Origin of the sequence: Ralstonia nicotianae, assembly GCF_018243235.1 — a bacterium.
Lineage (GTDB): Bacteria > Pseudomonadota > Gammaproteobacteria > Burkholderiales > Burkholderiaceae > Ralstonia > Ralstonia nicotianae.
Window position 1 is genome coordinate 188,281 of record NZ_CP046674.1, and the last position, 22,962, is coordinate 211,242.

Here is a 22,962-nt window from a genome sequence, read left to right on the forward strand (position 1 = left end):
CCGCTCTGTCCGAACGGCACGGATTGGATCACGCAAGCCGGCGAGCGCCTGATTTTCACGAGCACGGAAGCCAGATATCAGGGTTATTCATGATAATGCCTTTCAAAATGACGCCATGACCATTTCATAATTTTCATATCCATTGAATTCATTCCGCCACCTTGTGATTTGATTTTTGCTCGCCGGCGCCTTCTCGGTCTCATTTTATGTTGCGGGATGCGCTTGGAAATGTGGGTTACTACACTGACTTCGGCGCCTTCCACAATGAGTGATGATTTTAAAAAAGGGAGATTAGATGGCTTGGCTTGACGCGGCGAGAGTGATTTCCATCTTTGCGGTTGTCTTTCTGCACATATCGGCATCCGTTGTGACTGAAGCGGATTTTGGTTCGTTGACCTGGTGGCACGGAAATATCTATGACTCGCTGGTTCGCTGGTGCGTGCCGGTTTTCGTCATGATCAGCGGCGCGTTGCTGCTGGATGAAAGCCGGGTGGAAAACGCGGCCGCCTTCTACAGGCGGCGGGTCAAGAGAATCGTGCTGCCCCTGATGTTCTGGACGATTGCCTTTATCTTCTGGAATGCCATCAAGGCCAGGTTCTCGGGAGCGGAATTCGGCTTGGCGGAGGCCGTGAAGAGCGTGGCGAGAGGGAAGCCCCACTACCACATGTGGTTCCTGTTCATGATCGTCGGCCTGTATTTATTTACCCCGCTGATCCGGACGCTGGTCAGGCATTCCAAGCGAAGCGAGCTGTGGTTCTTTGTCGCCGTGATGTTCTTCTTTTCCGCCCTGGATGAGCTGTATGGCGCGTTCTCCGACGATGATGGCGAGGTTTTCCTATTCTGGTTTCTCCCCTACGTGCCCTATTTCATCTGCGGGCACCTGATTGCCACCAGCAAACGGGATGGCGGGAAACTTGTTTCCCTGATGGTGTTTGTCGCATCGGTTTTTCTGACGGCGGTGGGGTGCTATTTTCTGGCCCACAGGCAAGGGCTTGACAGAGGCCTCTATTTCTATGGCTATCTCAGCATCTCGGTCATACCGATGTCCATCGCGTTGATGTGGCTGCTGAAATCGCTCAGTTTCAGCGAGCCGGTTGCCGAGCGACTGGGTGTGGTGTCTGCCCTGACGCTTGGCATCTATCTGGTGCACCCGGTGTTCCTGGAGTCGGTCCGGTTTTTTTATTTCAAGGCGAAGGATTATTATCCCTTGCTCTCCGTGCCGGTCCTCTCGGTGCTGATATTCGGCGGCTCCCTGATGGTTGCGCTCGTGTTGCGAAAGGTGCCCTATCTGAAGCGGGTGATCTAGATCGGGGCCGCTCTGCGCCATCCGGCAGGAGCGGCCGCACCTATCGCTTTCTTCGGCCGGCGTCCGGCGAGCCTGCGCACGCCGTGTCACTGCGCGCAACCGCAGCCGCCCGGCACGAGCGCCGGGCCGCGCCGCCTCAGTATTTGCGCCGCAGTGGCAGCCCGTGCTCGTCCCGGATGGCGTTCTCCGATGGCTCGCCGGTCTTGGCATATTCGTACTTGCCGAGGCCGACCGCTCTCAGTTCCTCTTTGCCGGCGGATGTTTTCGGGTCCCTGTCATCGCCCCACCGGCCTTTCCATGTGCCGGCCACCATGTGCTTTGCATGGATCAGTTCATGGGCCAGCTGGGAAATCTTGTCGACATGGCTCGGGCCGGTGCCGGTCGGCGAGCCGCTCGCGCTGAAGGTCATGCTGCTGTGGTCCATCGACCAATCGACGATGACGCTGGCGCCCTCGCCGGGCTTCCTGCCGAGCCAGCCGTCGTACTTTTCTGCCAGTTCACAGGCTTTGTCGCGGTTTTCTCTGAACGTCCTCGGTGCGTGCTGCTCGATCTGGTGCCTAGAGAGCACGGGCCGCGAGCGAGGTTCCCCGTCCGACTCCAGCTCCTGTACGGTGATCTTGTGCCGCCGTGCCCGGCACAGCTCGCTGAGCTCACTCAGCAACTGGTTACCGGCCTGGCGCGAGTTGATGATGTCGAGCGCTTGATGTGCGTCCTGCTTGGCGTCTCCAGCGCCGCCGGCGTGTTGACGAGGGACTGCACGTAGATGTTGGTATATCTGGTTTCGATCGGCATGTGCGTGTCGAAGGAGAGTGGAAAGAGGGTGTAGGTCAGCGGGTCGGGCATGCCGTTGCGCGGCCGCATGCGAAGGGAGGAGCCCTGTCCCGAAGGTTCGCCCGCGAGCGAATCGTCGCCGTGCCGGACCGGGTGCGCGGGCATACCGGACCCGGCGGCAAACCAGGGGGCAGGCACGTCCTGTCGACTGCCGCGCACACGGGGGCGATTTCCCGCATCAGGCGGCGCAATGCGCGGCTCGGCCACCCCGTCGGGCCCGGATTGCCCGTGCTACCATCCCACCCCGCCTCACCGTCATCCCGCCTGCTGATCCCCATGTCTTCCGGTCTTGCCCACGGGCTCAATGCTGCCCAATCCGAAGGTGTGCACTACCTCGATGGTCCGTGCTTGGTGCTGGCGGGCGCGGGCTCCGGCAAGACCCGGGTGATCACGCAGAAGATCGCGCACCTGATCCTGGACAAGGGCTTCGAGCCGCGCCACATCGCCGCCGTCACCTTCACCAACAAGGCGGCCAAGGAAATGCAGGAGCGCGTGGCCAAGCTGATGGACGGCAAGACGCGCGAGGACGGCAAGCGCATCCCCATCAAGCAGCTGACGGTGTGTACCTTCCACTCGCTGGGCGTGCAGATCCTGCGCGCGGAGGCCGAGCACGTGGGCCTGAAGCCGCGCTTCTCGATCATGGATTCGGACGATTGCTTCGGCCTGATCCAGGAGCAGCTGGCGACGACGGACAAGCAGCTGATCCGCCGTGTGCAGAGCGCGATCTCGCTGTGGAAGAACGGTCTCGTCGATCCGGAAGCCGCCATCGCCGAGGCCATCGCCAACAACAGCGCCGATGACCACCAGGCCGCGCTGGTCTACCGCAACTACGTCGCCACGCTGCATGCCTACCAGGCGGTGGATTTCGACGATCTGATCCGCATCCCGGCCGAGCTGTTCGCGCGCAACGAAGACGTGCGCCTGAAGTGGCAGAACCGCCTGCGCTACTTCCTCGTCGACGAATACCAGGACACCAACGCCTGCCAGTACCAGTTGCTCAAGCTGCTGGCCGGCGGCTCGCACCTGCGCGCGCCGGCCTTCACGGCGGTGGGCGACGACGACCAGGCGATCTACGGCTGGCGCGGCGCGACGCTGGACAACCTCAAGCTGCTGCAGACCGATTTCCCCAGCCTGAAGGTCATCAAGCTGGAACAGAACTACCGTTCCACCGTGCGCATCCTGAACGCCGCCAACGCGGTGATCGCGCAGAACCCCAAGCTGTTCGAAAAAACGCTGTGGAGCGAGCACGGCATGGGCGATGCGATCAACGTGTCGGGCGCCAACGATGAGGAGCACGAGGCCGAGAGCGTGGTGTTCAAGCTCTCCGCGCACAAGTTCGAGCGGCGCGCGCAGTTCCGCGACTACGCCATCCTGTACCGCGGCAATTTCCAGGCGCGGCTGTTCGAGCAGATCCTGCGGCGCGAGCGCATTCCGTATGTGCTCTCGGGCGGCCAGAGCTTCTTCGACAAGGCCGAGATCAAGGACCTGTGCGCCTACCTGCGCCTGATCGCCAACGCCGACGACGATCCCGCCTTCATCCGCGCCGTCACCACGCCCAAGCGCGGCGTGGGCAACGCGACGCTGGAGGTACTCGGCGCGTTCGCGGGGCAGGCCAAGGTATCGCTGTTCGAGGCGGCGATGATGGGCGGCATCGAGGCCAAGCTGGCGCCGCGCCAGCTGGAGCCGCTGCGGGTGTTCTGCGAATTCATCGTCCGCCTGTCGGACCGCGCCGCGCGCGAGCCGGCCAGCACGCTGCTCGACGAGATGATGGGCGGCATCCACTACGAGGCCTACCTGTACGACACCTACGACGAGCGCCAGGCCCAGAACAAGTGGACCAACGTGCTGGAGTTCCTCGACTGGCTCAAGCGCAAGGGCACCAAGCCGGAGAACCTCGAAGCCGAGGAGGCCACCGGTTACGACAACGCCGACGGCCTGATGGATACCGGCAAGAACCTGCTGGAGCTCACGCAGACCATCGCGCTCATCAGCATGCTCGAAGGCAAGGAGGAGGACCCGGACGCGGTGCGCCTGTCCACGCTGCATGCGAGCAAGGGCCTGGAGTATCCGCACGTGTTCCTGGTGGGCGTGGAAGAGGGCATCCTGCCCCACTGCCGCGAAGACGACGACCTGACCGACGAGAAGATCGAGGAAGAACGCCGCCTCATGTACGTCGGCATCACCCGCGCCCAGCGCAGCCTGCATATCACCTGGTGCAAGAGGCGCAAGCGCGCGCGAGAGACCGTGGTGTGCGAACCGTCACGCTTCATCGCCGAGATGAAGCTGGGCGACGACGCCGGCCCGACCCCGGAAGACACCATGCCCGCCATGTCGCCGAAGGACCGCCTCGGGGCGCTCAAGGGCCTGCTGGCCGCAAAGAAGACCGCGGCGTAACCCGCGCAAGCCGCGCCCGGCAAGGGTGCGCCGCCCCGGCCCGAGCGCTCCCGGGCCGCATCCCCGCGCACGCGCATCACAACGTTCCAAGCCAACGTTCTAAGCATGCCAGCGTGCAATCGCGCACCTGTCAGCGCTGACAGCTACAGGGACCACATCCCGAAACTTAGAGTACCTGCACGACAGCGCCGCGCATCGCACGGACTGTGACGGTGCCGCATTCTGCCGGCCGTCCCGAAGCGCGCCACCCACCGGCGGCCGCTTCGGCCAGTGCAGACCACACGACTTTCGGAGATTCACTCGCTATGGCTCAGCAAGGTGTATTCACGCTTCCCGCCAACACCAGCTTCGGTGTGACGGCATTTGCAAATGCAGCGAACACCCAGACCATCCAGGTCCTGGTCGACAACGTCGTGAAGGCAACGTTCACCGGCTCCGGCACGAGCGACAAGCTGCTCGGCAGCCAGGTGCTCAACTCGGGCAGCGGCGCGATCAAGATCCAGGTGTCGGTCAACGGCAAGCCGTCCGATCTCGTGTCGAACCAGACCATCCTGGCCAACAAGCTGAACTTCGCGATGGTGGGCTCGGAAGACGGCACCGACAACGACTACAACGACGGCATCGCCGTGCTGAACTGGCCGCTGGGCTGATCGGTTCTTGCGGCTTGCACTACAGGCGATCGCCTCGGTTCGGCCCGCTTTCCGCGTGCGCGCGTCGGACCGCATCCCATTCCTTCTGCAGGAGTTCCCATGTCTCGCATTACCGATGTGATGGTCAATATCGATACCGAGGCGATCCTCGCCCGGTACGGCAAGAACAACAGCATGGCCGCCCCCCCGCTCATCGATTTCCGGTACATCTACATGATCGTCACGCAGGGCCAGGTCGTGAGCGGCCAGGCGGGTGGCGAGCTGGATATCGCCGCGGCCGTCGGTGACGTGATCCGCTGGCGCGAGACCTCGCTATCGCTCGGTTTCGAATACAGCGTCATCTTCTACAAGTTCATCCCGACCGCCGGGGGCGATCTGATCACGCCGCCGACGCCGATCGACGCGCAGGTGACCGTGCCGGTGCCGAATCCGTCGGAGCCGACCAAGCCCAAGAAGGAAACCATCTGGAACTACTTCTGGAACTGCACGACGCGCAAGACCGGACGCGTGACGTATCACTTCTGCTTCTCGATCTACGATCGTGCCGGCAACCTGTGCGGTTGCTACCAGTGGGACCCGTTCATCAGCATCCGCAACGCCTGAGTCCAGGCTCCGGGGCGCGCGGGCCTTCGGTGCCCGCGCGCCGTCCCGATACATGGGGCGCTGCCAGCGGCGTCCCATGCCGCCGATACCGACCGATCAACGAAGATGTCCACTCCGCAATCGCCTTCCCATCCCGATGCGCCGGTGCGCGTGGTCGATGTGATGCTCATCTTCGATGCCGTGACATTGCTGTCGAGCCATCCCGAGGCCAGCCGCACACCGGATGCCCCGACACCGGTCGGCGCGCAATGCTGCTATGCCTTCGCACCGGGAGCCGGCGCGCCGACCGCGCCCAACAGTGGCCGGTTGACGGTGTGCGCGCCCATCGGTGCGCTGGTGCGCATCCGCGCCGCCACGCCATCGTTGCTGACCGAGCATGCGGTGCTGGTGACATCCCTCCAGCTGTCCGGCGCCCGGGCGCTGTCCGATCCGCAGCCCGTGGTCAATTCCCACGCGGAAGCCTTGGTGCCGCAGTTGGGTGAACAGCCGCACCCGGCACGCCATCGCGCGACCGACGCCTTCTGGCAAATGCAGGTGCTTGCCCACGAGCCGGTCGAGGCCCGCATCGATGCGACCCTCCTCGATCGCGAAGCCAACGTGCTCGGATGCTTCCGCTGGCAACTGGCCATCGATTTCGCCGCCTGACGCGCCCCTGCGCCCGACGGGCGCTAGATCAGTCCGATGGCGATCGCCTTGACCACCGCCTGCACCTTGTTGGTGGCCGCCAGCTTCAGCAGTACGTTGTTGACGTGGAAATTGACCGTGCGCTCGGAGATGCGGAGGATCTGTCCGATCTCGTAGGCGGTCTTGCCTTCGCCTGTCCAGCACAGCACTTCGCGCTCGCGCGCGGTCAGCGCCGCGCTGGATTCGGGCACCAGCTTGGGCATCAGGAACGGGCTCATCAGCGCGTGCGCCAGGTTGGCCAGCCAGTTGGTGGTGGCCGACAGCTGCTCAAGCTCGGCCGCCGTGAGCGGATCGGCGCGGCGCGCCAGCGTCAGCAGGCCGAACGCGCCGTGCGCCGTCCAGCTCGAGCGCGCGACGCCGATGTTCAGGCCGAAATCGCGCGCATCCGACCATAGCCGCGCGGCCTCATCACGGATGGACACCGGCCAGATGATCAGATCGCTGCTGCTTGCGCCGGTGCGCACGGTCGGATCGATCTCCAGGAAGCCGCTGGCCTGGTAGTGCTCCATCCAGCCTGCCGGATACGTATCGAAGATGGCGACAGCGGGCTTGGAGACCGGCAAGGGCACGCGGATGCCGTAGCAGCAGTAGTCAAAGCCGAGCTGCCGGACGACGGATGCGATCTGCCGAAAAAGCTGGCGCTCGTCCTGCGCCGTATGGAACGCGTGATACGCGTCCTGGAAGCCTGGTCCCATGGGAGCCCCCGCATGCCACTGTGAACAGCCCGTGCTCGAACCGTACCGCGCTTCGGTATCGCTCCGTATCGATCGGGGGAGGACATCCAGATGATGCTTCGATGGCGACTGGACCGGCCGCCGGCAGGCGGCCTGCGTCCGTGTTCCTGGGGCGCGGCAAATTCCGCTTTTCTTCTTGTGACCGTGAGCGCCGGGCATGCGAACGGTCGTGCGAGACGTTGCGCTAGAGCCTTTATAAGCAATGTCGACGGGTCCTTCAAATCCGCGGCACGATGCGACCCCGAGGCTACGCGATCGCCGCCGCGGGTGCGCATCGCACCCTGTCAATCTTGACAGTTATCGGCCCCGGGCCGGTGCGTTGTAATCCGCTCCGAAAAAAATCGAGGAGACAATGCGGACATTCATTCACGGCGGCGAGCGGCTGCCCGAAGCCGTCGATGCGGCGCTTGCGCACTATCGCCACCAGATCTTCGTCGGGCAGCTCGGCTGGCAGTTGCCCATGGCCGACGGCAGGTTCGAGCGCGACCAATACGACCGCGACGACACGGTCTATGTTGTCGCCCGCGATGCGGACGGGGCCATCTGCGGCTGCGCGCGCCTGCTGCCGACCACGCGGCCCTATCTGCTCAAGGACGTGTTCGCGCCGCTGCTGATGCGCGGCGTGCCGGCGCCGGAGTCGCCGAGGGTGTGGGAGCTCTCGCGCTTCGCGGCGCGTTCCGGCGCGTCCCGCGCGCGGGGCGCGCGACCGGACTGGGCCGTACGGCCGATGCTCGCTTCCGTGGTGCAATGCGCGGCGCAGCGCGGGGCGCGGCGACTGATCGGCGTGACCTTTGTCAGCATGGTCCGGCTGTTCCGCCGCATCGGCGTGCGGGCCCATCATGCCGGCCCGGTGCGCTGCATCGGCGGCCGGCCGGTCGTGGCGTGCTGGATCGACATCGACGCGTCGACCTGTGCCGCGCTGGGCATCCCGGGCGCGTTCGTCGTGCCGGGCCCGGCATTGCAGTAGGCCCGGCGCACGCCGGTGTTCAGTTGGAGGTGCCCTGGATGTAGTTCAGGTCCACGAACGCGCTGCCCCGGTTTCCCTTTGTGAAGTCCAGCGTAAACCCGCCGAGATCGACGCGCGTCTGCAGCGCCCGCCGCAGTTCCGGGCCGCTCGCCTTGCCGCCCGCGGCGCTGATCGCCTGGATCAGGAAGCTGGCCGCGATGTAGCCCGACAGCGTCGCGGTGGAGGGCGGCTCGTCCAGGAACTGCTTCATCCGCGCGATGTGCTCGCGCGTGATCTTCAGGCCGCCGCCGGCCGGGTTGGGTACGGTCTGCGCGAGCAGCATGCCGCCGCTGTAGCCGTTGCCCAGGATTTCGCGCGCCACCTGCGGATTGACCGACGACAGCCCGACCAGGAACCCGTACCACCCGCGTTGCGCCAGGGCGCGGCCCACGCTGGCGTAGGCGAGCGTATCGCCGGCAACGATGACGGCGGTGGGCTTGGTCGGCGCGATGCGGGCGGCCAGGTCGCCGGGGTCGCCGGTGAGCGTGTAGAGGTCGAGCGTTTCGGCGCTGTCGTCGCTGGCCAGGGCGCTGCGCAGGCGCGCGCCGAGTTGCGGATCGAAGCTCGCGGCCGTCACCAGCGCGATGCGCCGCATGCCGAACTGGCGCAGCCGGTTGTGCGCGGCGACGATCTCGCTGTCGTAATCGGGCCGGGTGAACCAGACATTGCCTGCGCTGGAGGCGGCGCCCGACAGCGGCGCCAGCAGCGGCACATCGCGCCGCACGATCTCGGGCGTGGCCGCCAGCGCGCTCAGCAGCCGCTCGCTGACGCCGAACAGCACTTCCACATGGTCACGCTCGATCAGCTCGACGGCCTGCGGGACGGCCTCGGCCACGTCGACTTCACGGCGGACCAGCGTGATGCGCCGGCCACGGATGCCGCCCGCCTGGTTGGCGGCATCGAAGGCCACCTTGGCGCCGGCCATGAAATCGCGCGCGAAATCCGCCTGCGCCCCGCCGCGCTCGGTCAGCTGGCCGACCACCAGCGGCGGGCCGCTCTGCGCATGTGCCGTCAACGCCACCATGGCGACCGCGCAGTGCAATGTGCGCAGACCGCCGCGTACCCGTGTCTTCCACATCTCGCTCCCCCCAAGGATGGTTCGATGGCGCCGGTTGTTCTTGTTGGCCGCCGTGCGGGCGGGCTGGCGCCGATCGGCGATGGTAGGGCCGCGTCTGTGACATCGCCGTGACGCCGGACACCCACCGGCGTGGAGATCGGTTGGATCCGCGCGCCGCGCCATGCATCGATCGACGTTGATGCATGTCAACGCGACGCCCGGGCCCCGGACTTACGATGAACCATCCCCATCGCACCCCACGATCATGTTCCCCTTCGCCCAGCCGGCCGCCGATGCCGCGGCCGCCAACGATGCGCCGTTCCGCTGGTCCGCGCCGCAGGTGCGCGCGCTGGCGCAGCGCTTCGACACACACGGCCCGCGCTACACGTCGTACCCGACGGCAGACCGCTTCCACACGGGCTTCGGCACCGATACCTACCTGGACGCCCTGCATCGGCGCGCCGCCATCGCGCCCGCGCTGCATGCGCCGCTGTCGCTGTACGTGCACCTGCCGTTCTGCGCCAACCTCTGCTACTACTGCGGCTGCAACAAGGTCGTGACCAAGGACCACACCCGCAGCGCGCGCTACATCGGCGCACTGGCGCGCGAGATGGCGATGGTCGCCCGGCACATCGGCCCGCTGCGCCAGGCGACCCAGCTGCACTGGGGCGGCGGCACGCCCACCTTCCTGTCGCACGACGAGATGCGCGATGTGATGGCCGCCACGCGCGAGCACTTCGCCCTGACCTCCGATGCGGAAATCTCCGTCGAGCTCGATCCGCGCCACGCCAGCGACGCCACGCTGGAGGTGCTGGCCGGCCTGGGCTTCAACCGCGCGAGCCTCGGCATCCAGGATTTCGACGCCGACGTGCAGCGCGCCATCCACCGCGTCCAGAGCGTGGAACAGACGCGCCGCGTGGTCGATTCCGCGCGCCGGCTCGGCTTCGAGTCGATCAGCTTCGACCTGATCTATGGCCTGCCGCACCAGCACACCGCAACCTTCAACGCCACGCTGGACCGGGTGCTGGAGATGGCGCCCGACCGCCTGTCCGTCTACAGCTACGCGCACCTGCCGCACCTGTTCAAGCCGCAGCGCCGCATCGACGCGCTCGCGCTGCCGAGCGCCGACGAGAAGCTCGACCTGCTGGCGATGACGGTGGAGCGGCTGGTGGCCGCCGGCTACGTCTACATCGGCATGGACCACTTCGCGCGGCCCGACGACGCGCTCGCCATCGCGCAGCGCGAAGGGCGGTTGCAGCGCAACTTCCAGGGCTATTCCACGCACGCCGATTGCGACCTGCTGGCCTTCGGCATGTCCGCCATCAGCCGCGTCGGCGATGTCTATGCGCAGAACGAAAAAGAGCTCGATGCCTATTACGCGCGTATCGACGCGGGCGAGCTGCCGGTGCTGCGCGGCCTGACCCTGACGCCGGACGACCATGTGCGCCGTGCCCTGATCGGCGAACTGATGTGCGGCTTCGAGCTGGACATGCGCTTGTTCGGCACCCGCCACGGGCTGAACTTCCGGCAGAGCTTCGCCAGTGAGCTGACCGCGCTGGCGCCGCTCGAAGATGCTGGCCTGGTGAAGGTGGGCGACGAGCGCATCGTCATCACGCCGCAGGGGCGGCTGCTGGTGCGGCGCATCGCCATGGTGTTCGATGCGCACCTGCACGCGGTCCACGTGCAGGTGCCGACTGTGGGCGGCGTCCCGCGCTACTCCAAGGTCGTCTGAGCGCCCGGGCCGGAAGCCGCTGCCTCGGCCGCGCGGCTCAGGCGATCGCGTGGTTCGACATGATCTCGATCGCGCGGCACAGCGCCGAGTGATCCTGCTTGCCCAGGCCGTTGGCCGCGCAGGTGTTGAACAGCTCCTGGGCGGTGGCGGTGTTGGGCAGCGCCACGCCCAGCGCCTTCGCGCCTTGCAGGGCCAGGTTCAGGTCCTTCTGGTGCAGTTCGATGCGGAAACCCGGGTCGAAGGTGCGCTTGACCATGCGGTCGCCGTGCACCTCCAGGATGCGCGACGCCGCGAAGCCGCCCATCAGCGCCTCGCGCACCCTGGCCGGATCGGCACCCGCCTTGGAGGCGAATAGCAGCGCCTCCGACACCGCCTGGATGTTCAGCGCCACGATGATCTGGTTGGCCACCTTGGTGGTCTGGCCGTCGCCGTTGCCGCCCACCAGCGTGATGTGCTTGCCCATGCGCTGGAACAGCGGCAGCACGCGCTCGAACGCGGCCTGCGCGCCGCCGACCATGATCGTCAGCGACGCGGCCCGTGCGCCCACCTCGCCGCCGGACACCGGCGCGTCCAGATACTGCGCACCCAGCTTGTTGATGCGCGCGGCGAAGTCCTTGGTGGCGATCGGCGAGATCGAGCTCATGTCGACGACGATCCTGCCGGCCGCGGCGGCCTTGCCTGCATCCTTGAGCGCCTTGGCCACGCCCTTCTCGCCGAACAGCACCGCTTCCACATGCGGCGTGTCGGGGACCATGATGAACACGATGTCGGCGCGCTTGGCGACTTCCTCCGCGCTGGTGCAGACCGTCACGCCCGCGTCCACCAGCGCGGCCGGGGCCGGATTGACGTCGTGCACGAACAGCGTGTGGCCGGCGGCGCGCAGGTGGCCGGCCATGGGGGCGCCCATGATGCCGAGGCCGATGAAGCCGAGGTTGAGGGAGGTTGCCATGGTGAGGGGCTCCTTGGTTGATGTCGGTTGAGTATTGGGGTGGGCCGTGGTGGTCCATCCCTTGTTTCGTCCCCTGCCGGGGCCGACTCACTTTCTTTGTCTTGCCAAAGAAAGTAAGCAAAGAAAGGCGCGCCCGAGATGGCGACTTCCCCTTGAATTTTTGTGACGGGGAGGGGAAGGGGGCAAACTCGCTGCGCTCAAACAGCCCCCTTCCTTTTTCCTCCCCGTCACAAAAATTCAAGGCGCCATCTAGGGCAGGAACGGCCAAACCGTCGGTACTCATAGGCAAACGCCAAAGCCAATCTTGGTGGTACGTCTCGTGTCAGATGGTTTGCTTTTCCCTTGCCCTATGCGGCGCCTTGAATTTGTGTTGCAGGGAGGAAAAAGAGGGGAGGCTGTCTGAGCGAAGCGAGTTTGCCTCCCCTCCCTGCAACACAAATTCAAGGAGGCTTTCGCCGCATCGGGCGCGCCTTTCTTTGCCTACTTTCTTTGGCAAGACAAAGAAAGTAGGTCAGCCCCGCCAGGGGATGAAACAAGGGTTGCACCACTAAGCCCGGCTTCGGCGGGGGACGAAACCAGGGATGCACCACCAAAGCCAAACAATGGCGACCACCCCATCAAGCAACCTTGTAAGCCGACCTCCAGCCCAGCCCCTCAACCGTCCCAGCCTTGGGTTTGTACTCACATCCAACCCAGCCGTCGTAGCCAATCTCATCCAGCCATCGGAACAGGAACGGGTAGTTGATCTCGCCGGTGCCGGGCTCATTGCGCCCGGGGGTGTCCGCCAACTGCACATGGCGGATGCGGTCGAGATGACGGCGCAGCGTGTTGGCCACCTCGCCCTCCATCCGCTGCATGTGATAAATGTCGTACTGCACGAACAGGTTGTCCGCGCCCACGTCGGCGATCAGGTCCAGTGCCTGCTGCGTGCGGCACAGATAGAAGCCGGGCAGATCGAAGGTGTTGATCGGCTCGATCAGCAGATCGATCTGCTCGGCCGCCAGTGCCTTGGCCGCGAACGTCAGGTTGTCGACCAGCGTGCGGCGCGCCACATCCTCGCTCACCGATTCGGGGCGGATGCCCGCCAGGCAGTTGAGTTGCCGCACGCCCAGCACCTTGGCGTACCGGATCGCCTCGCCCACGCCGTCCTGGAACTCGCCCACGCGGTCGGGCAGCACGGCGATGCCGCGTTCGCCGGCATCCCAGTGGCCGGCAGGCAGGTTGTGCAGCACCAGGTCGAGCTGGAAGCGGTGCAGCCGATCGGCGATCTGGTCGGCGTGGCAGGCGTAGGGGAACAGGAACTCCACACCGCGGAAGCCCGCGCGCGCGGCGGCTTCGAAGCGCTCGAGGAAGGCGTGTTCGTTGAACAGCATGGTCAGGTTGGCAGCCAGCTTCGGCATGTCGGTCTCCGTGTCTGTGGTGCGTGTGCTCAGGTGGTGGCGCCTTCGGCTTCGTCCAGCGTGTCTTGCAGGTCGAGGGGCGTGTCGAACTCGACCACGTTGTCGATCTCGGTGCCCATGGCGATGTTGGTCACGCGCTCCAGGATCACCTCCACCACCACCGGCACCGAGTGCTCGGCCATCAGCAGGCGGGCCTGCGCGAAGGCGGGCGCGATGTCCTGCGGCCTGAACACGCGCAGGGCCTTGCAACCCAGCCCCTCGACCACCTTGACGTGGTCCACGCCGTAGCCGTCGAGCCCGGGCGCGTTGACGTTGTCGAAGGCGAGCTGCACGCAGTAGTCCATGTCGAAGTTGCGCTGCGCCTGGCGGATCAGGCCCAGGTAGGCGTTGTTCACCACCACGTGGATGTAGGGCACCTTGAACTGCGCGGCCACGGCCAGCTCTTCGATCATGAACTGGAAGTCGTAGTCGCCCGAGATGGCCACCACGTCGCTGCCGGGCGAGGCCACCTTCACGCCGATCGCGGCGGGGATCGTCCAGCCCAGCGGGCCGGCCTGGCCGCAGTTGATCCAGTGGCGCGGCTGGTTGACCGACAGGAACTGCGCGGCGGCGATCTGCGACAGGCCGATCGTGCTCACGTAGCGGACGTCGCGCGGGAAGTACCGGTTCATCTCGCGGTACACGCGCTGCGGCTTGATCGGCTCGTCATCGAAATCCGAGCGGCGCAGCAGGGTGCGCTTGCGCTTCTGCACGTCGGCGTTCCAGGCACGGCGGCACGGCAGCTTGCCGGCGGCCTTCCACTCGCGCGCCACGTCAATGAACCGCTCCAGCGCGGCCTTCGCATCCGACACGATGCCCAGGTCCGGGCCGAACACGCGGCCGATCTGCGTGGGCTCGATATCCACGTGGATGAACGTGCGGCCCTTCGTGTAGACGTCGATGCTGCCGGTATGGCGGTTGGCCCAGCGGTTGCCGATGCCGAACACGAAGTCCGAGGCGAGCAGGTTGGCGTTGCCGTAGCGGTGCGAGGTCTGCAGGCCGACCATGCCGGCGTTGAGCGGGTGATCGTCGGCGAGCACGCCCCAGCCCATCAGCGTGGGCACCACCGGCACGTTCACCAGCTCGGCGAACTCGGCCATCAGCCGGGCCGCGTCGGCGTTGATGACGCCGCCGCCGCACACCAGCAGCGGGCGCTCGGCCGCGCACAGCATCGCGATGGCACGTTCGGCCTGGGCGCGCGTGGCGGCGGGCTTGTAGACGGGCAGCGGGGCGTAGGTGTCGGGGTCGAACTCGATCTCGGCGACCTGCACGTCGAACGGCAGGTCGATCAGCACCGGCCCCGGCCGGCCCGAGCGCATCAGGTGGAAGGCCTGCTGGAACACGCGCGGCACCAACGCCGGCTCGCGCACCGTCACGGCCCACTTGGTGACCGGCTTGGCGATCGACTCGATGTCGACGGCCTGGAAGTCTTCCTTGTACAGCCGCGCGCGCGGCGCCTGGCCGGTGATGCAGAGGATGGGAATCGAGTCCGCCCAGGCCGAATACAGGCCGGTGATCATGTCGGTGCCGGCCGGCCCCGAGGTGCCGATGCACACGCCGATGTTGCCCGGCTCGGCACGGGTGTAGCCCTCGGCCATGTGCGAGGCGCCCTCGACATGGCGGGCCAGCACGTGGTCGATGCTGCCGGCGCGGCGCAGCGCCGAATACAGCGGGTTGATGGCGGCGCCGGGCACGCCGAAGGCCGTGGTAATGCCTTCCTGCTCCAGCACCGCAACGGCGGCGTCGATCGCTCTCATCTTCGGCATGGTGTGTCTCCGGGAGGGGGATGGGTGGGAATCGGTTGGAACTGATCCTATTCCCGCATGCGGATACGGATAAACGCAGTTTTGGTCAGTTGATTGCGAACGCTACGTATCGAATACGATGCCGTGGCGCAGCAATCCGGAAGCCGGGATCGCGCCGGCGCCGCGCATCGCGACGCCATGCGTGGGCCCCTTCCCGCACCGCAGCAATCGGGGCCCATGCCCACGTACCGTCCACATGGCCCGACCGCATGTCCGCCATGCCGCCGGCGTGATACCGGGCCGGAAACCATCATTCGGGTACCGAATCGTTCCTACAATGTCCGGACATTGCAGACTCGGACGATGGAATGGACAAGCTCAAGCAGATCGAGGCCTTCATCGCCGTGGTGGAGCACGGCAGCATGGCGGCCGCCGCGCTGACGCAGGACGTGACCCCGGTGATGATCGGCCGGCGCATCAACGCGCTGGAGGCACGCCTGGGCGTCAAGCTGCTGCACCGCTCGACGCGCCGCATCGCCGTGACGGAGCAGGGCGCGGTGTTCATGGAGCAGTGCAAGAAGGCCCTGTCGGAACTGGACCGTGCCGAACTGCTGGTCGCCGAAGGGCGGCACAAGGCGACAGGGCACCTGATCGTGTCCGCGCCGGCCGCGTTCGGGCGCAAGCACGTGGCGCCGCACGCGCCCGCTTTCCTGCGCGCGAACCCGGACGTGCGCCTGTCGTTCAACCTGACCGACCGCGTGGTCGACCTGGTGCGTGAGGGCTACGACCTCGGCATCCGCATCGGCGGGGCGATCGATCCGAACTTCGTGGCGATCCGCCTGGCGTCGAACCAGCGCGTGGTGTGCGGCACGCCCGACTACTTCGCCCGGCACGGCGTGCCGCGCACCCTCGACGACCTGTCGCGCCACAACTGCCTGGCCTTCAACCTGCAGGGCGGCCAGCAGCGCGGCTGGTATTTCCAGCACAACGGCAGGATGGTCACCGTCCGGGTCAGCGGCAATCTCGACTGCAACGACGGCGAACTGCTGCACCGCTGGATGGGAGAGGGCCTGGGCCTGGGCTGGCGCTCGACGTGGGAGATCCAGCCCGAGCTGGAATCCGGCGCGCTGATGACAGTGCTGGACGACTACGCGCTGCCCGGCTACGACATCCTCGCCGTCTATCCGCAGCAGCGGCCGGTGCCGGCCAAGATCCGCTTCTTCATCGAGCACCTGAAGGCGATCTACGCGCAGCCGGGGTACTGGTCGCGCGCAGATTGAGGCGATGTCCGATCGACGCGGCGCGCCGTGCCGGGAACGATGGTTGACCGGAAAGCAGCGGTCATCGCCATCGCATGAAAACTTATCTCATAACGCATAAACTTATTGAATCCACGTGGGCCGCGGCATGAACGCGATCCACTGGACGGCCTGGGCAGCCAGGCAGCTGCGCAAGCTCGACCGGCAGCATCAGCGCGTGCTGGTGGAGGCGGTCGGGCAGTTGGAAGCCATGCCGCATTGCCGGCAGGTCAGGGCGCTCCGGGAGCACCGGTATGGCTACCGGCTGCGGGTGGGCGACTACCGTGTCCTCTCCGATTGGGACGACGGGATTCGTATCGTAGACATCCAGGAAGTGAGCAAGCGCGATGAACGCACCTACCGGCACTAACGTGCAGCTGATCTACGGCCCCGACGGCGCGCCGGCCTTCGTCGTGATTCCGTATGCGGAATACATCGCCGGCCGCATGCAAGACCGCAACCTGATCCCCCACGCCGTCATCGAGCGTACGGTGGAGGGCGCCACACCCGTGCGCGCCTGGCGCGAACACCTGGGGCTGACGCAGGCCGAGGTCGCCGGGCGCCTGGGCATCTCGCAGCCGGCCTACGCGCAGCAGGAAAGCAGCGACCGGCTGCGCAAGGCCTCGCGCGACAGGATCGCCGCCGCGCTGGGGATCCTGCCCGCGCAGCTCGACTTCTGAGCCGTCGGCATGGCGGCCCGGCGCCGGCACGGCTGGGCCATCAGTCCGGGATGACCACGCGCCCCTGCGTCAGGTCCCGCAGCGTCGTGCGCGCGGCGGCCTCGTCCGTCACGGGCAGACGCACCGCCAGCGTGACGCCCGCATCGTAGGCGGCATCGACCAGCGCATAGCCAGCATCGTCGATCCAGCGGCGGATGCGCGCCTCGTCGGCATAGTCGGTGACGAGCGTGAGCGTGGTGCGGGCGATGCGCTCGACGCGCTCCGCCCCCATCAGCGCGGTGGCGATGGCGTCGGTGTAGGCGCGCACCAGCCCGCCGGCGCCCAGCTTGACCCCGCCGAAGTAGCGCACCACCGCGCCCAGCGTGCCGTCCAGATCGTGATGGCGCAGCACTTCGAGGATGGGCCGGCCGGCGGTGCCGGAGGGCTCGCCGTCGTCCGACATGCCGGATTGCCCGCCGGCCAGCAGGGCCCAGCAGACGTGCGTGGCGGCGGGGTGCTCGGCGCGCAGCCGGGCGATCACGTCCATGGCGGCGGCGCGGTCCTCGACCGGCACGGCTAGCCCGATGAAGCGGCTTTTCCGGATCTCCAGCTCGGCCCTGACCGGCGCGCGCAAGGTGTAGGTCGGCACCGCGCGCTCAGGCCAGCAGGGCGGTGATGAGATCGGTCTCGCCGCTGGGCGTGAGCGTGAAATGCAGCGAGGCCTCGGTGTGCGCCATGTGCTCTTCCATCAGGGCGATGGCGCCTTCGACGTCGCCGCGCTTGGCGGCGTCCAGGAAGGCGGTGTGCTCTTCCGAGGAGCGTACCGCGTCGTAGGTGGACTGGTACATCATCGTGATGACCGAGCTGCGCGCCGACAGCTCGCGCAGCATTTCCTTGAGCACGCTGTTGCCGACCACGTCGGCCATCAGCAGGTGGAAGTCGGCCATCAGCCGGTTGCGGCGGGGGACATCGGTGCTGGCCGCGACCTCGTGCTCCTCGGCCAGGTGCTGCTCCAGGCGCGCGTAGTCGGCGGGCGTGGCGCGGGCGATGAACTCGCGCGCCAGCGCCACTTCCAGCACGCGGCGCACCGCGAACACCTCGCGCGCCTCGGTCTCGTCCGGCCTGGCGACGAAGGCGCCGCGGTCCGGCTCGATGCGGATCAGCTTGTCCTTGGCCAGCATCAGCAGCGCCGCGCGGATCTTGGTGCGGCTGACGTGGTACACCCGCGCCAGCGCCTCTTCGCGCAGCTTGGTGCCCGGGGGCAGCCGGTGGGCGACGATCGCCTGGGCGATGTCTTCGGCAATGCCCTCGGAGGAAAGGTCGGCGGCTTGTGTTTCTTCAGTCATGACCGCGATTTTACCGCCGTCCGCCCGGCCTCAGGCATGAGGCAGCGTGGACGCCGACGGCACCTGGATGCCATGGCCGCGCGCCGCCGCCTCGCCTTCCTCGATGATGTCGAGCTTGCCGTCGAGCACCGCGTTGGCCCGGGCGCGATCGATGTCCTTTTCCCAGGCGGCGATCACCACCGTCGCGACGCAGTTGCCGAGCAGGTTGCCCAGTGCGCGAGCGATGCCGATGAACCAGTCCACCGACAGCACCAGCACCAGGCCGATCGCCGGAATGGCGGGAATCACCGACAGCGTCGCCGCCAGGATCACGATGGCCGAGCCCGGGATGCCGTGCGCCCCCTTGGAGGTGATCAGCGCCACGCCCAGGATCAGCAGCAGGTCCGACAGCGCCAGCGGTGTATTGGTCGCCTGCGCGATGAATACGGCGGCCAGCGTCAGGTAGATCGAGAACGCGTCGAGGTTGAACGAATAGCCGGTCGGGATCACCAGGCCCACCACCGAGCGCTTGATGCCCATCTTTTCCAGCTTGTTCATGACCGAGGGCAGCACCGCATCGGACGAGGCCGTGCCCAGCACCACCAGCAGCTCGGCGCGCAGGAAGCGGATCAGCTTGAAGATGCTGAACCCGGCCAGCCGCAGGATGCCGCCCAGCACCACCACCACGAACACCGCCACCGCCGCGTAGAACAGCAGCACCAGGAAACCCAGCTGCTTGAGCGACCCCGCGCCGTACTTGCCCACCGTGAAGGCCACCGCGCCCAGCACGCCCAGCGGCGCCAGGCGGATCACCACGGCCATCATGCGGAACAGCACGTGGGACAGCTGATCGATCAGGCCGACCAGCGGCTTGGTGCGCTCCCCCAGCAGCGACAGCGCGCAGCCGAACAGGATCGACACCAGCAGCACCTGCAGGATGTCGCCCTTCATGAAGCCGCTGACGAAGGTGTCGGGAATCAGCTTGAGCAGGAATTCCGCCACGCCGCTCGACTCCACCTGCTTGGCCGTCGTCATGTACGACGACATGGCCGAGGCATCGAGCGTCTTCGGGTCCACGTTCATGCCGTGGCCGGGCCCGAATGCATAAGCCAGCGCGATGCCCAACGCCAGCGCAATGGTGGTCACGACCTCGAAGTAGATGACGGCCTTGCCGCCCACGCGCCCGACCTTCTTGAGCTCGCCCGCGCCGCAGATGCCGACCACCACCACCGAGAACACGATCGGCGCGATCAGCATCTTGATGAGTTTCAGAAAGCCGTCACCCAGTGGCTTGAGGTGCTGCGCGAAATCGGGCGCCCAGATGCCCAGCGCGATGCCCAGCGCGAGGGCGATCAAAACCTGCCCGAACAACGGGCGCGTGAAGCGTTGCATGGTGAATCCTCCTTTGGATTTGCACGGTGTCCGAGCCCCGGCCGCCCGTCTGTCGCGATTGGTCCAAAGGCTCTGTCACGCTCGATGCGCCGCAGCAGATTGTCGGCGCGGATTGTCGAACGGTGACAGCATCATAGGCGATACAATTTTTGTATGCAATTATTGAATCCAGTGCTAGGATCAGTGCATGCAGTCCGCGATGCCCCGCGCATCCGCCTCCATAAAATGCTGCACGCCGGCCCGCCCGTCGCACGCTTGTCCGACGCGGCCCGCCCTATAACATCCACGAGACCCATACCAAGGAGTGCCTTCCATGGCGATGCCTACGCTCGATCCGAACGCCCCCGACTTCACGCGCCGCTATCCGAACCTGGCGGACCCCCGCCTGGGCGCCGTGGCCACGTTCGCGACCGATGAATTCTTCGCGCCCAAGGACCGCATGCTCAACCCCGAGCCGGCCGTCTTCATTCCCGGCAAGTACGACGACCACGGCAAGTGGATGGACGGCTGGGAAACGCGCCGCCGCCGCAACGGCGGCTATGACCACTGCATCGTCAAGCTGGCCCGGCCGGGCGTGGTCAAGGGCGTGGACATCGATACCAGCCACTTCACCGGCAACTTCCCGCCGGCCGCGTCCATCGACGCCGCCTACCTGCCGCACGGCGAGCCGACCGACGCCACGCAGTGGACCGAGATCGTTCCGTCCACCACCCTGCAGGGCAACAGCCACCACTATCTGGACGTGTTCGGCACCCACGCCTACACCCACCTGCGCGTGAACATCTACCCGGACGGCGGCATCGCGCGCCTGCGCGTGTATGGCCAGCCGCAGGTCGACTGGAAGGGCGCGGACCGCGCCACGCTGTTCGACCTGGCCGCGATGGAGAACGGCGCCTACGTGGTCGAGGTCAACAACCAGCACTTCGGGCTGGCTTCCAGCCTGCTGATGCCGGGCCGCGGCATCAACATGGGCGACGGCTGGGAAACCCGCCGCCGTCGCGAGCCGGGCAACGACTGGTGCATCATCGCGCTGGCGCACCCGGGCCGCATCCGCAAGATCGAAGTCGACACCGCCCACTTCAAGGGCAACTTCGCCGACCGCGTCTCCCTCCAGGCCGCGCGCGTGACCGGCGGCACCGACGCCACGCTCAAGACGCAGGCCATGTTCTGGCAGACACTGCTGCCCGAGCAGAAGCTGCAGATGGACCACCAGCACTACTACGAGGCCGAGCTCGCTGATCTGGGCCCCGTCACCCACGTGCGCTTCAACATGTTCCCGGACGGCGGCGTCTCGCGCCTGCGCCTGTGGGGAGCGCTCGAATGAGCCGCGACACCGCCGCCGCCGAGGCCCGGACCGCGCTCGCGATCGAGCCGCTCACGCGCGAAGCCTTCGCGCCGTTCGGCGATGTGATCGAACTGGAGGGCGCCCGGCAGTTCCCGATCAACCAGGGCACGACCACGCGCTTCCATGACCTGGCCAACGTCGAGGTGGGCGAGGGCGGCCGCGCGCTGATCAACCTGTTCCGCGGCCAGCCGCGCGCCCTGCCGTTCGAGGTGACGATGCTGGAGCGGCATCCGCGCGGCAGCCAGGCCTTCATCCCGCTCAACGACCGGCCCTACCTGATCGTGGTGGCCCCGGCCGGCGAACTGGACCCGGCCCGGCTGCGCGCCTTCGTGACGCGCGGCTGGCAGGGCGTCAACTACGCGAGCGGCGTGTGGCACCACCCGCTGCTGGCGCTCGATGTGGTCAGCGATTTCATCGTGGTCGACCGCGGCGGCGAGGGCCCCAACTGCGACGAGCAGGATCTGCCCGAGCCGGTGTGGCTGACCGAAGCGGCCCTGCGCGCCGCACAACCGCAATGACAGCAACGGGAACCCGGACATGACTCAGGCCGACATCGCCGCCAGCGGGATCGACGCGGACATCCGCGCATTCGTCGAGGCCGCGCACGCGCAGCAGGTCGTCTTCCTGCGCGAACTGGTGAAGGTGCCGTCGGACAATCCGTCCGGCGACTGCGCCCCGCATGCCGCGCGCGCCAGGGCGCTGCTCGAGGCGCTCGGCCTCGCGGTCGAGGCGCATCCCGTGCCCGAGGCTGAAGTGCTTGCTGCCGGCATGGTCAGCGCCACCAACCTGATCGTGCGGCACACCTTCGGCCGGGGCGGGCCGACCATCGCCCTGAACGCGCACGGCGACGTGGTGCCGCCGGGCCTGGGCTGGACGCACGACCCGTACGGCGGCGAGATCGTCGAGACCGAGCACGGCCCGACCATGTTCGGCCGCGGCGTGGCGGTTTCCAAGTCGGATTTCGCCACCTACACGTGGGCGCTGCTGGCGCTGATCGAAGCCGAGCGGCGCGGCGCCCGGCTCAACGGCACCGTCGAGCTGCACTTCACCTACGACGAAGAAACGGGCGGCCACATCGGCCCGAAATGGCTGCTGGACCACGGGCTGACCCGGCCCGACTACGCCATCTCGGCGGGGTTTGCCCATGGCATCACCTCGGCGCACAACGGCTGTCTGCACGCGGCGGTCACGGTGCGCGGCCGGCAGGCGCATGCCGCCATGCCGCACACCGGCCTCGATGCCATCGAGGCCGCCACGCACATCCTGCAGGCCGTGTACGCCTACCGCGCCGAACTGGCGACGCGGACGTCCGCCGTGCCGGGCATCGACCATGCGACGCTCAATGTCGGCCTGATCCAGGGCGGCATCAACACCAACGTCGTGCCGGATCGGGTCACGTTCCGTGTCGACCGGCGGATGATTCCGGAAGAGGCCGGGCGCGATGCCGAAGGCGAGCTGCGCGCCGTGATCGAACGCGCGGCGCGCGAGCGGCCGGGGATCGCGGTGTCGGTCGAGCGCATCCTGCTCGCCGAGCCGCTGGCCGAGCTGCCGGGCGTGCAGACGCTGATCGCGGCCCTACGGCAGCAGGCGCTGGCGGTGTTCGGCGGCGACGTGCCGGTGCACGGCGTGCCGCTGTACACCGATGCGCGCCACTACACGGCGCGCGGCGTGCCCACCGTGCTGTACGGCGCCGGCCCCCGCACCCTGATGGAAGCCCGCGGCCACAACACTGACGAGAACCTCCGGCTGAGCGACCTGCGCGGCGCGACCGTGGTCGTGGGCTGCGCGGTCGGGGCGCTGCTGGGCGGCTGAG

Annotated in this window: 23 protein-coding genes; 13 read left to right on the forward strand and 10 right to left on the reverse strand. The window is 67.0% G+C overall.

Features of this window, described 5'->3' with window-relative positions:
* The first annotated feature begins 295 nt into the window (after positions 1–295).
* A complete protein-coding gene (locus GO999_RS00790; protein WP_016722415.1) occupies positions 296–1,306 on the forward strand; it encodes an acyltransferase in 1,011 nt (336 codons plus the stop codon).
* 136 nt (positions 1,307–1,442) lie between these two features.
* Here the strand turns inward: GO999_RS00790 and xopG are convergent, their stop codons facing one another.
* Complete coding sequence (gene xopG / locus GO999_RS00795; RefSeq protein WP_328517100.1) at positions 1,443–1,997, reverse strand: XopG/HopH/AvrPtoH family type III secretion system effector; 555 nt, start codon at positions 1,995–1,997, stop codon at positions 1,443–1,445.
* On the reverse strand, positions 1,961–2,242 hold the full coding sequence (locus GO999_RS00800) for a hypothetical protein (protein WP_016725555.1): 282 nt from the start codon (positions 2,240–2,242) through the stop codon (positions 1,961–1,963). Before GO999_RS00800 ends, xopG begins: the two co-directional genes overlap by 37 nt.
* Positions 2,243–2,413: 171 nt before the next feature.
* Between GO999_RS00800 and GO999_RS00805 the strand changes: the two genes are divergently transcribed.
* The 4 genes from GO999_RS00805 (at position 2,414) to GO999_RS00820 (ending at position 6,429) form a co-directional block, all read left to right on the forward strand.
* Entirely contained in the window at positions 2,414–4,531 is a 2,118-nt protein-coding gene (locus tag GO999_RS00805) for a UvrD-helicase domain-containing protein (protein ID WP_019717215.1), read from the forward strand.
* Between the two features lie 305 nt (positions 4,532–4,836).
* A complete protein-coding gene (locus tag GO999_RS00810) occupies positions 4,837–5,181 on the forward strand; it encodes a fucose-binding lectin II (protein WP_003270632.1) in 345 nt (114 codons plus the stop codon).
* A gap of 99 nt (positions 5,182–5,280) precedes the next feature.
* Positions 5,281–5,784 carry an inclusion body family protein gene (locus GO999_RS00815; protein ID WP_016722418.1) on the forward strand — a complete coding sequence of 168 codons (504 nt, stop codon included), beginning with the start codon at positions 5,281–5,283 and terminating at the stop codon, positions 5,782–5,784.
* A gap of 105 nt (positions 5,785–5,889) precedes the next feature.
* Positions 5,890–6,429, forward strand: a complete 540-nt coding sequence (locus tag GO999_RS00820; RefSeq protein ID WP_016722419.1) for an AidA/PixA family protein — start codon at positions 5,890–5,892, stop codon at positions 6,427–6,429.
* Between the two features lie 23 nt (positions 6,430–6,452).
* On the opposite strand, the gene solR is transcribed toward GO999_RS00820, so the two are convergent.
* Positions 6,453–7,163 (reverse strand): transcriptional activator protein SolR, encoded by a 711-nt coding sequence (gene solR, locus GO999_RS00825; protein WP_011003172.1) that lies wholly within the window; start codon positions 7,161–7,163, stop codon positions 6,453–6,455.
* A gap of 391 nt (positions 7,164–7,554) precedes the next feature.
* Here solR and solI point away from each other — a divergent pair, with 391 nt between their 5' ends.
* The gene (solI, locus tag GO999_RS00830) at positions 7,555–8,169 is read left to right on the forward strand and encodes an acyl-homoserine-lactone synthase SolI (RefSeq protein ID WP_211906469.1); all 615 of its coding nucleotides are present in this window, start codon (positions 7,555–7,557) and stop codon (positions 8,167–8,169) included.
* A gap of 19 nt (positions 8,170–8,188) precedes the next feature.
* On the opposite strand, the gene GO999_RS00835 is transcribed toward solI, so the two are convergent.
* Positions 8,189–9,286: an ABC transporter substrate-binding protein gene (locus GO999_RS00835; RefSeq protein WP_028861170.1), complete on the reverse strand. Its 1,098-nt coding sequence runs from the start codon at positions 9,284–9,286 to the stop codon at positions 8,189–8,191.
* A 244-nt stretch (positions 9,287–9,530) separates the two neighbouring features.
* Between GO999_RS00835 and hemN the strand changes: the two genes are divergently transcribed.
* Positions 9,531–10,997, forward strand: coding sequence for an oxygen-independent coproporphyrinogen III oxidase (gene hemN / locus GO999_RS00840; RefSeq protein ID WP_016725558.1), 1,467 nt, complete (start codon positions 9,531–9,533; stop codon positions 10,995–10,997).
* 37 nt (positions 10,998–11,034) lie between these two features.
* Here hemN and glxR read toward each other — a convergent pair whose 3' ends face one another.
* The 3 genes from glxR to gcl form a co-directional block, all read right to left on the reverse strand.
* The gene (gene glxR / locus GO999_RS00845) at positions 11,035–11,946 is read right to left on the reverse strand and encodes a 2-hydroxy-3-oxopropionate reductase (RefSeq protein WP_019717212.1); all 912 of its coding nucleotides are present in this window, start codon (positions 11,944–11,946) and stop codon (positions 11,035–11,037) included.
* Between the two features lie 617 nt (positions 11,947–12,563).
* On the reverse strand, positions 12,564–13,346 hold the full coding sequence (hyi, locus tag GO999_RS00850) for a hydroxypyruvate isomerase (RefSeq protein WP_011003167.1): 783 nt from the start codon (positions 13,344–13,346) through the stop codon (positions 12,564–12,566).
* Positions 13,347–13,375: 29 nt separating this feature from the next.
* Complete coding sequence (gene gcl, locus GO999_RS00855; protein WP_019717210.1) at positions 13,376–15,151, reverse strand: glyoxylate carboligase; 1,776 nt, start codon at positions 15,149–15,151, stop codon at positions 13,376–13,378.
* A gap of 347 nt (positions 15,152–15,498) precedes the next feature.
* On the opposite strand from gcl, the gene GO999_RS00860 reads away from it, so the two are divergent.
* From GO999_RS00860 to relB, 3 genes are all read left to right on the forward strand, one after another.
* Positions 15,499–16,410 (forward strand): LysR family transcriptional regulator, encoded by a 912-nt coding sequence (locus GO999_RS00860; RefSeq protein ID WP_016725578.1) that lies wholly within the window; start codon positions 15,499–15,501, stop codon positions 16,408–16,410.
* 127 nt (positions 16,411–16,537) lie between these two features.
* Positions 16,538–16,798 (forward strand): type II toxin-antitoxin system RelE family toxin, encoded by a 261-nt coding sequence (locus tag GO999_RS00865; RefSeq protein WP_011003164.1) that lies wholly within the window; start codon positions 16,538–16,540, stop codon positions 16,796–16,798.
* Positions 16,776–17,108: a type II toxin-antitoxin system RelB family anti-toxin gene (relB, locus tag GO999_RS00870; protein ID WP_118871939.1), complete on the forward strand. Its 333-nt coding sequence runs from the start codon at positions 16,776–16,778 to the stop codon at positions 17,106–17,108. Before GO999_RS00865 ends, relB begins: the two co-directional genes overlap by 23 nt.
* Positions 17,109–17,148: 40 nt before the next feature.
* Here relB and GO999_RS00875 read toward each other — a convergent pair whose 3' ends face one another.
* From GO999_RS00875 to GO999_RS00885, 3 genes are read right to left on the reverse strand one after another with little or no spacing between them, the layout of a single operon-like run.
* Positions 17,149–17,736 (reverse strand): IMPACT family protein, encoded by a 588-nt coding sequence (locus tag GO999_RS00875; RefSeq protein ID WP_011003162.1) that lies wholly within the window; start codon positions 17,734–17,736, stop codon positions 17,149–17,151.
* Between the two features lie 7 nt (positions 17,737–17,743).
* Positions 17,744–18,433: a GntR family transcriptional regulator gene (locus GO999_RS00880; RefSeq protein ID WP_011003161.1), complete on the reverse strand. Its 690-nt coding sequence runs from the start codon at positions 18,431–18,433 to the stop codon at positions 17,744–17,746.
* Positions 18,434–18,463: 30 nt separating this feature from the next.
* Positions 18,464–19,804: a C4-dicarboxylate transporter DctA gene (locus GO999_RS00885; protein ID WP_016722428.1), complete on the reverse strand. Its 1,341-nt coding sequence runs from the start codon at positions 19,802–19,804 to the stop codon at positions 18,464–18,466.
* Positions 19,805–20,117: 313 nt separating this feature from the next.
* Between GO999_RS00885 and alc the strand changes: the two genes are divergently transcribed.
* Genes alc through GO999_RS00900 form a run of 3 tightly spaced genes read left to right on the forward strand, consistent with a single transcriptional unit; the run spans position 20,118 to position 22,961 of the window.
* Complete coding sequence (gene alc, locus GO999_RS00890) at positions 20,118–21,128, forward strand: allantoicase (RefSeq protein ID WP_011003159.1); 1,011 nt, start codon at positions 20,118–20,120, stop codon at positions 21,126–21,128.
* Complete coding sequence (locus GO999_RS00895) at positions 21,125–21,667, forward strand: ureidoglycolate lyase (protein ID WP_016722429.1); 543 nt, start codon at positions 21,125–21,127, stop codon at positions 21,665–21,667. Before alc ends, GO999_RS00895 begins: the two co-directional genes overlap by 4 nt.
* A gap of 19 nt (positions 21,668–21,686) precedes the next feature.
* Positions 21,687–22,961: a M20/M25/M40 family metallo-hydrolase gene (locus GO999_RS00900; protein WP_016725579.1), complete on the forward strand. Its 1,275-nt coding sequence runs from the start codon at positions 21,687–21,689 to the stop codon at positions 22,959–22,961.
* Position 22,962 lies beyond the last annotated feature (1 nt).

What these genes read in the sequence shown, in the direction of transcription:
- GO999_RS00790 (WP_016722415.1), top strand. Translation starts at nt 296, where the DNA reads ATGGCTTGGCTTGACGCGGCGAGAGTGATTTCCATCTTTGCGGTTGTC.
- GO999_RS00800 (WP_016725555.1), bottom strand. Translation starts at nt 2,242, where the DNA reads ATGCCCGCGCACCCGGTCCGGCACGGCGACGATTCGCTCGCGGGCGAA.
- GO999_RS00805 (WP_019717215.1), top strand. Translation starts at nt 2,414, where the DNA reads ATGTCTTCCGGTCTTGCCCACGGGCTCAATGCTGCCCAATCCGAAGGT.
- GO999_RS00810 (WP_003270632.1), top strand. Translation starts at nt 4,837, where the DNA reads ATGGCTCAGCAAGGTGTATTCACGCTTCCCGCCAACACCAGCTTCGGT.
- GO999_RS00815 (WP_016722418.1), top strand. Translation starts at nt 5,281, where the DNA reads ATGTCTCGCATTACCGATGTGATGGTCAATATCGATACCGAGGCGATC.
- GO999_RS00820 (WP_016722419.1), top strand. Translation starts at nt 5,890, where the DNA reads ATGTCCACTCCGCAATCGCCTTCCCATCCCGATGCGCCGGTGCGCGTG.
- solR (WP_011003172.1), bottom strand. Translation starts at nt 7,163, where the DNA reads ATGGGACCAGGCTTCCAGGACGCGTATCACGCGTTCCATACGGCGCAG.
- solI (WP_211906469.1), top strand. Translation starts at nt 7,555, where the DNA reads ATGCGGACATTCATTCACGGCGGCGAGCGGCTGCCCGAAGCCGTCGAT.
- GO999_RS00835 (WP_028861170.1), bottom strand. Translation starts at nt 9,286, where the DNA reads ATGTGGAAGACACGGGTACGCGGCGGTCTGCGCACATTGCACTGCGCG.
- hemN (WP_016725558.1), top strand. Translation starts at nt 9,531, where the DNA reads ATGTTCCCCTTCGCCCAGCCGGCCGCCGATGCCGCGGCCGCCAACGAT.
- glxR (WP_019717212.1), bottom strand. Translation starts at nt 11,946, where the DNA reads ATGGCAACCTCCCTCAACCTCGGCTTCATCGGCCTCGGCATCATGGGC.
- hyi (WP_011003167.1), bottom strand. Translation starts at nt 13,346, where the DNA reads ATGCCGAAGCTGGCTGCCAACCTGACCATGCTGTTCAACGAACACGCC.
- gcl (WP_019717210.1), bottom strand. Translation starts at nt 15,151, where the DNA reads ATGCCGAAGATGAGAGCGATCGACGCCGCCGTTGCGGTGCTGGAGCAG.
- GO999_RS00860 (WP_016725578.1), top strand. Translation starts at nt 15,499, where the DNA reads ATGGACAAGCTCAAGCAGATCGAGGCCTTCATCGCCGTGGTGGAGCAC.
- GO999_RS00865 (WP_011003164.1), top strand. Translation starts at nt 16,538, where the DNA reads ATGAACGCGATCCACTGGACGGCCTGGGCAGCCAGGCAGCTGCGCAAG.
- relB (WP_118871939.1), top strand. Translation starts at nt 16,776, where the DNA reads ATGAACGCACCTACCGGCACTAACGTGCAGCTGATCTACGGCCCCGAC.
- GO999_RS00880 (WP_011003161.1), bottom strand. Translation starts at nt 18,433, where the DNA reads ATGACTGAAGAAACACAAGCCGCCGACCTTTCCTCCGAGGGCATTGCC.
- GO999_RS00885 (WP_016722428.1), bottom strand. Translation starts at nt 19,804, where the DNA reads ATGCAACGCTTCACGCGCCCGTTGTTCGGGCAGGTTTTGATCGCCCTC.
- alc (WP_011003159.1), top strand. Translation starts at nt 20,118, where the DNA reads ATGGCGATGCCTACGCTCGATCCGAACGCCCCCGACTTCACGCGCCGC.
- GO999_RS00895 (WP_016722429.1), top strand. Translation starts at nt 21,125, where the DNA reads ATGAGCCGCGACACCGCCGCCGCCGAGGCCCGGACCGCGCTCGCGATC.
- GO999_RS00900 (WP_016725579.1), top strand. Translation starts at nt 21,687, where the DNA reads ATGACTCAGGCCGACATCGCCGCCAGCGGGATCGACGCGGACATCCGC.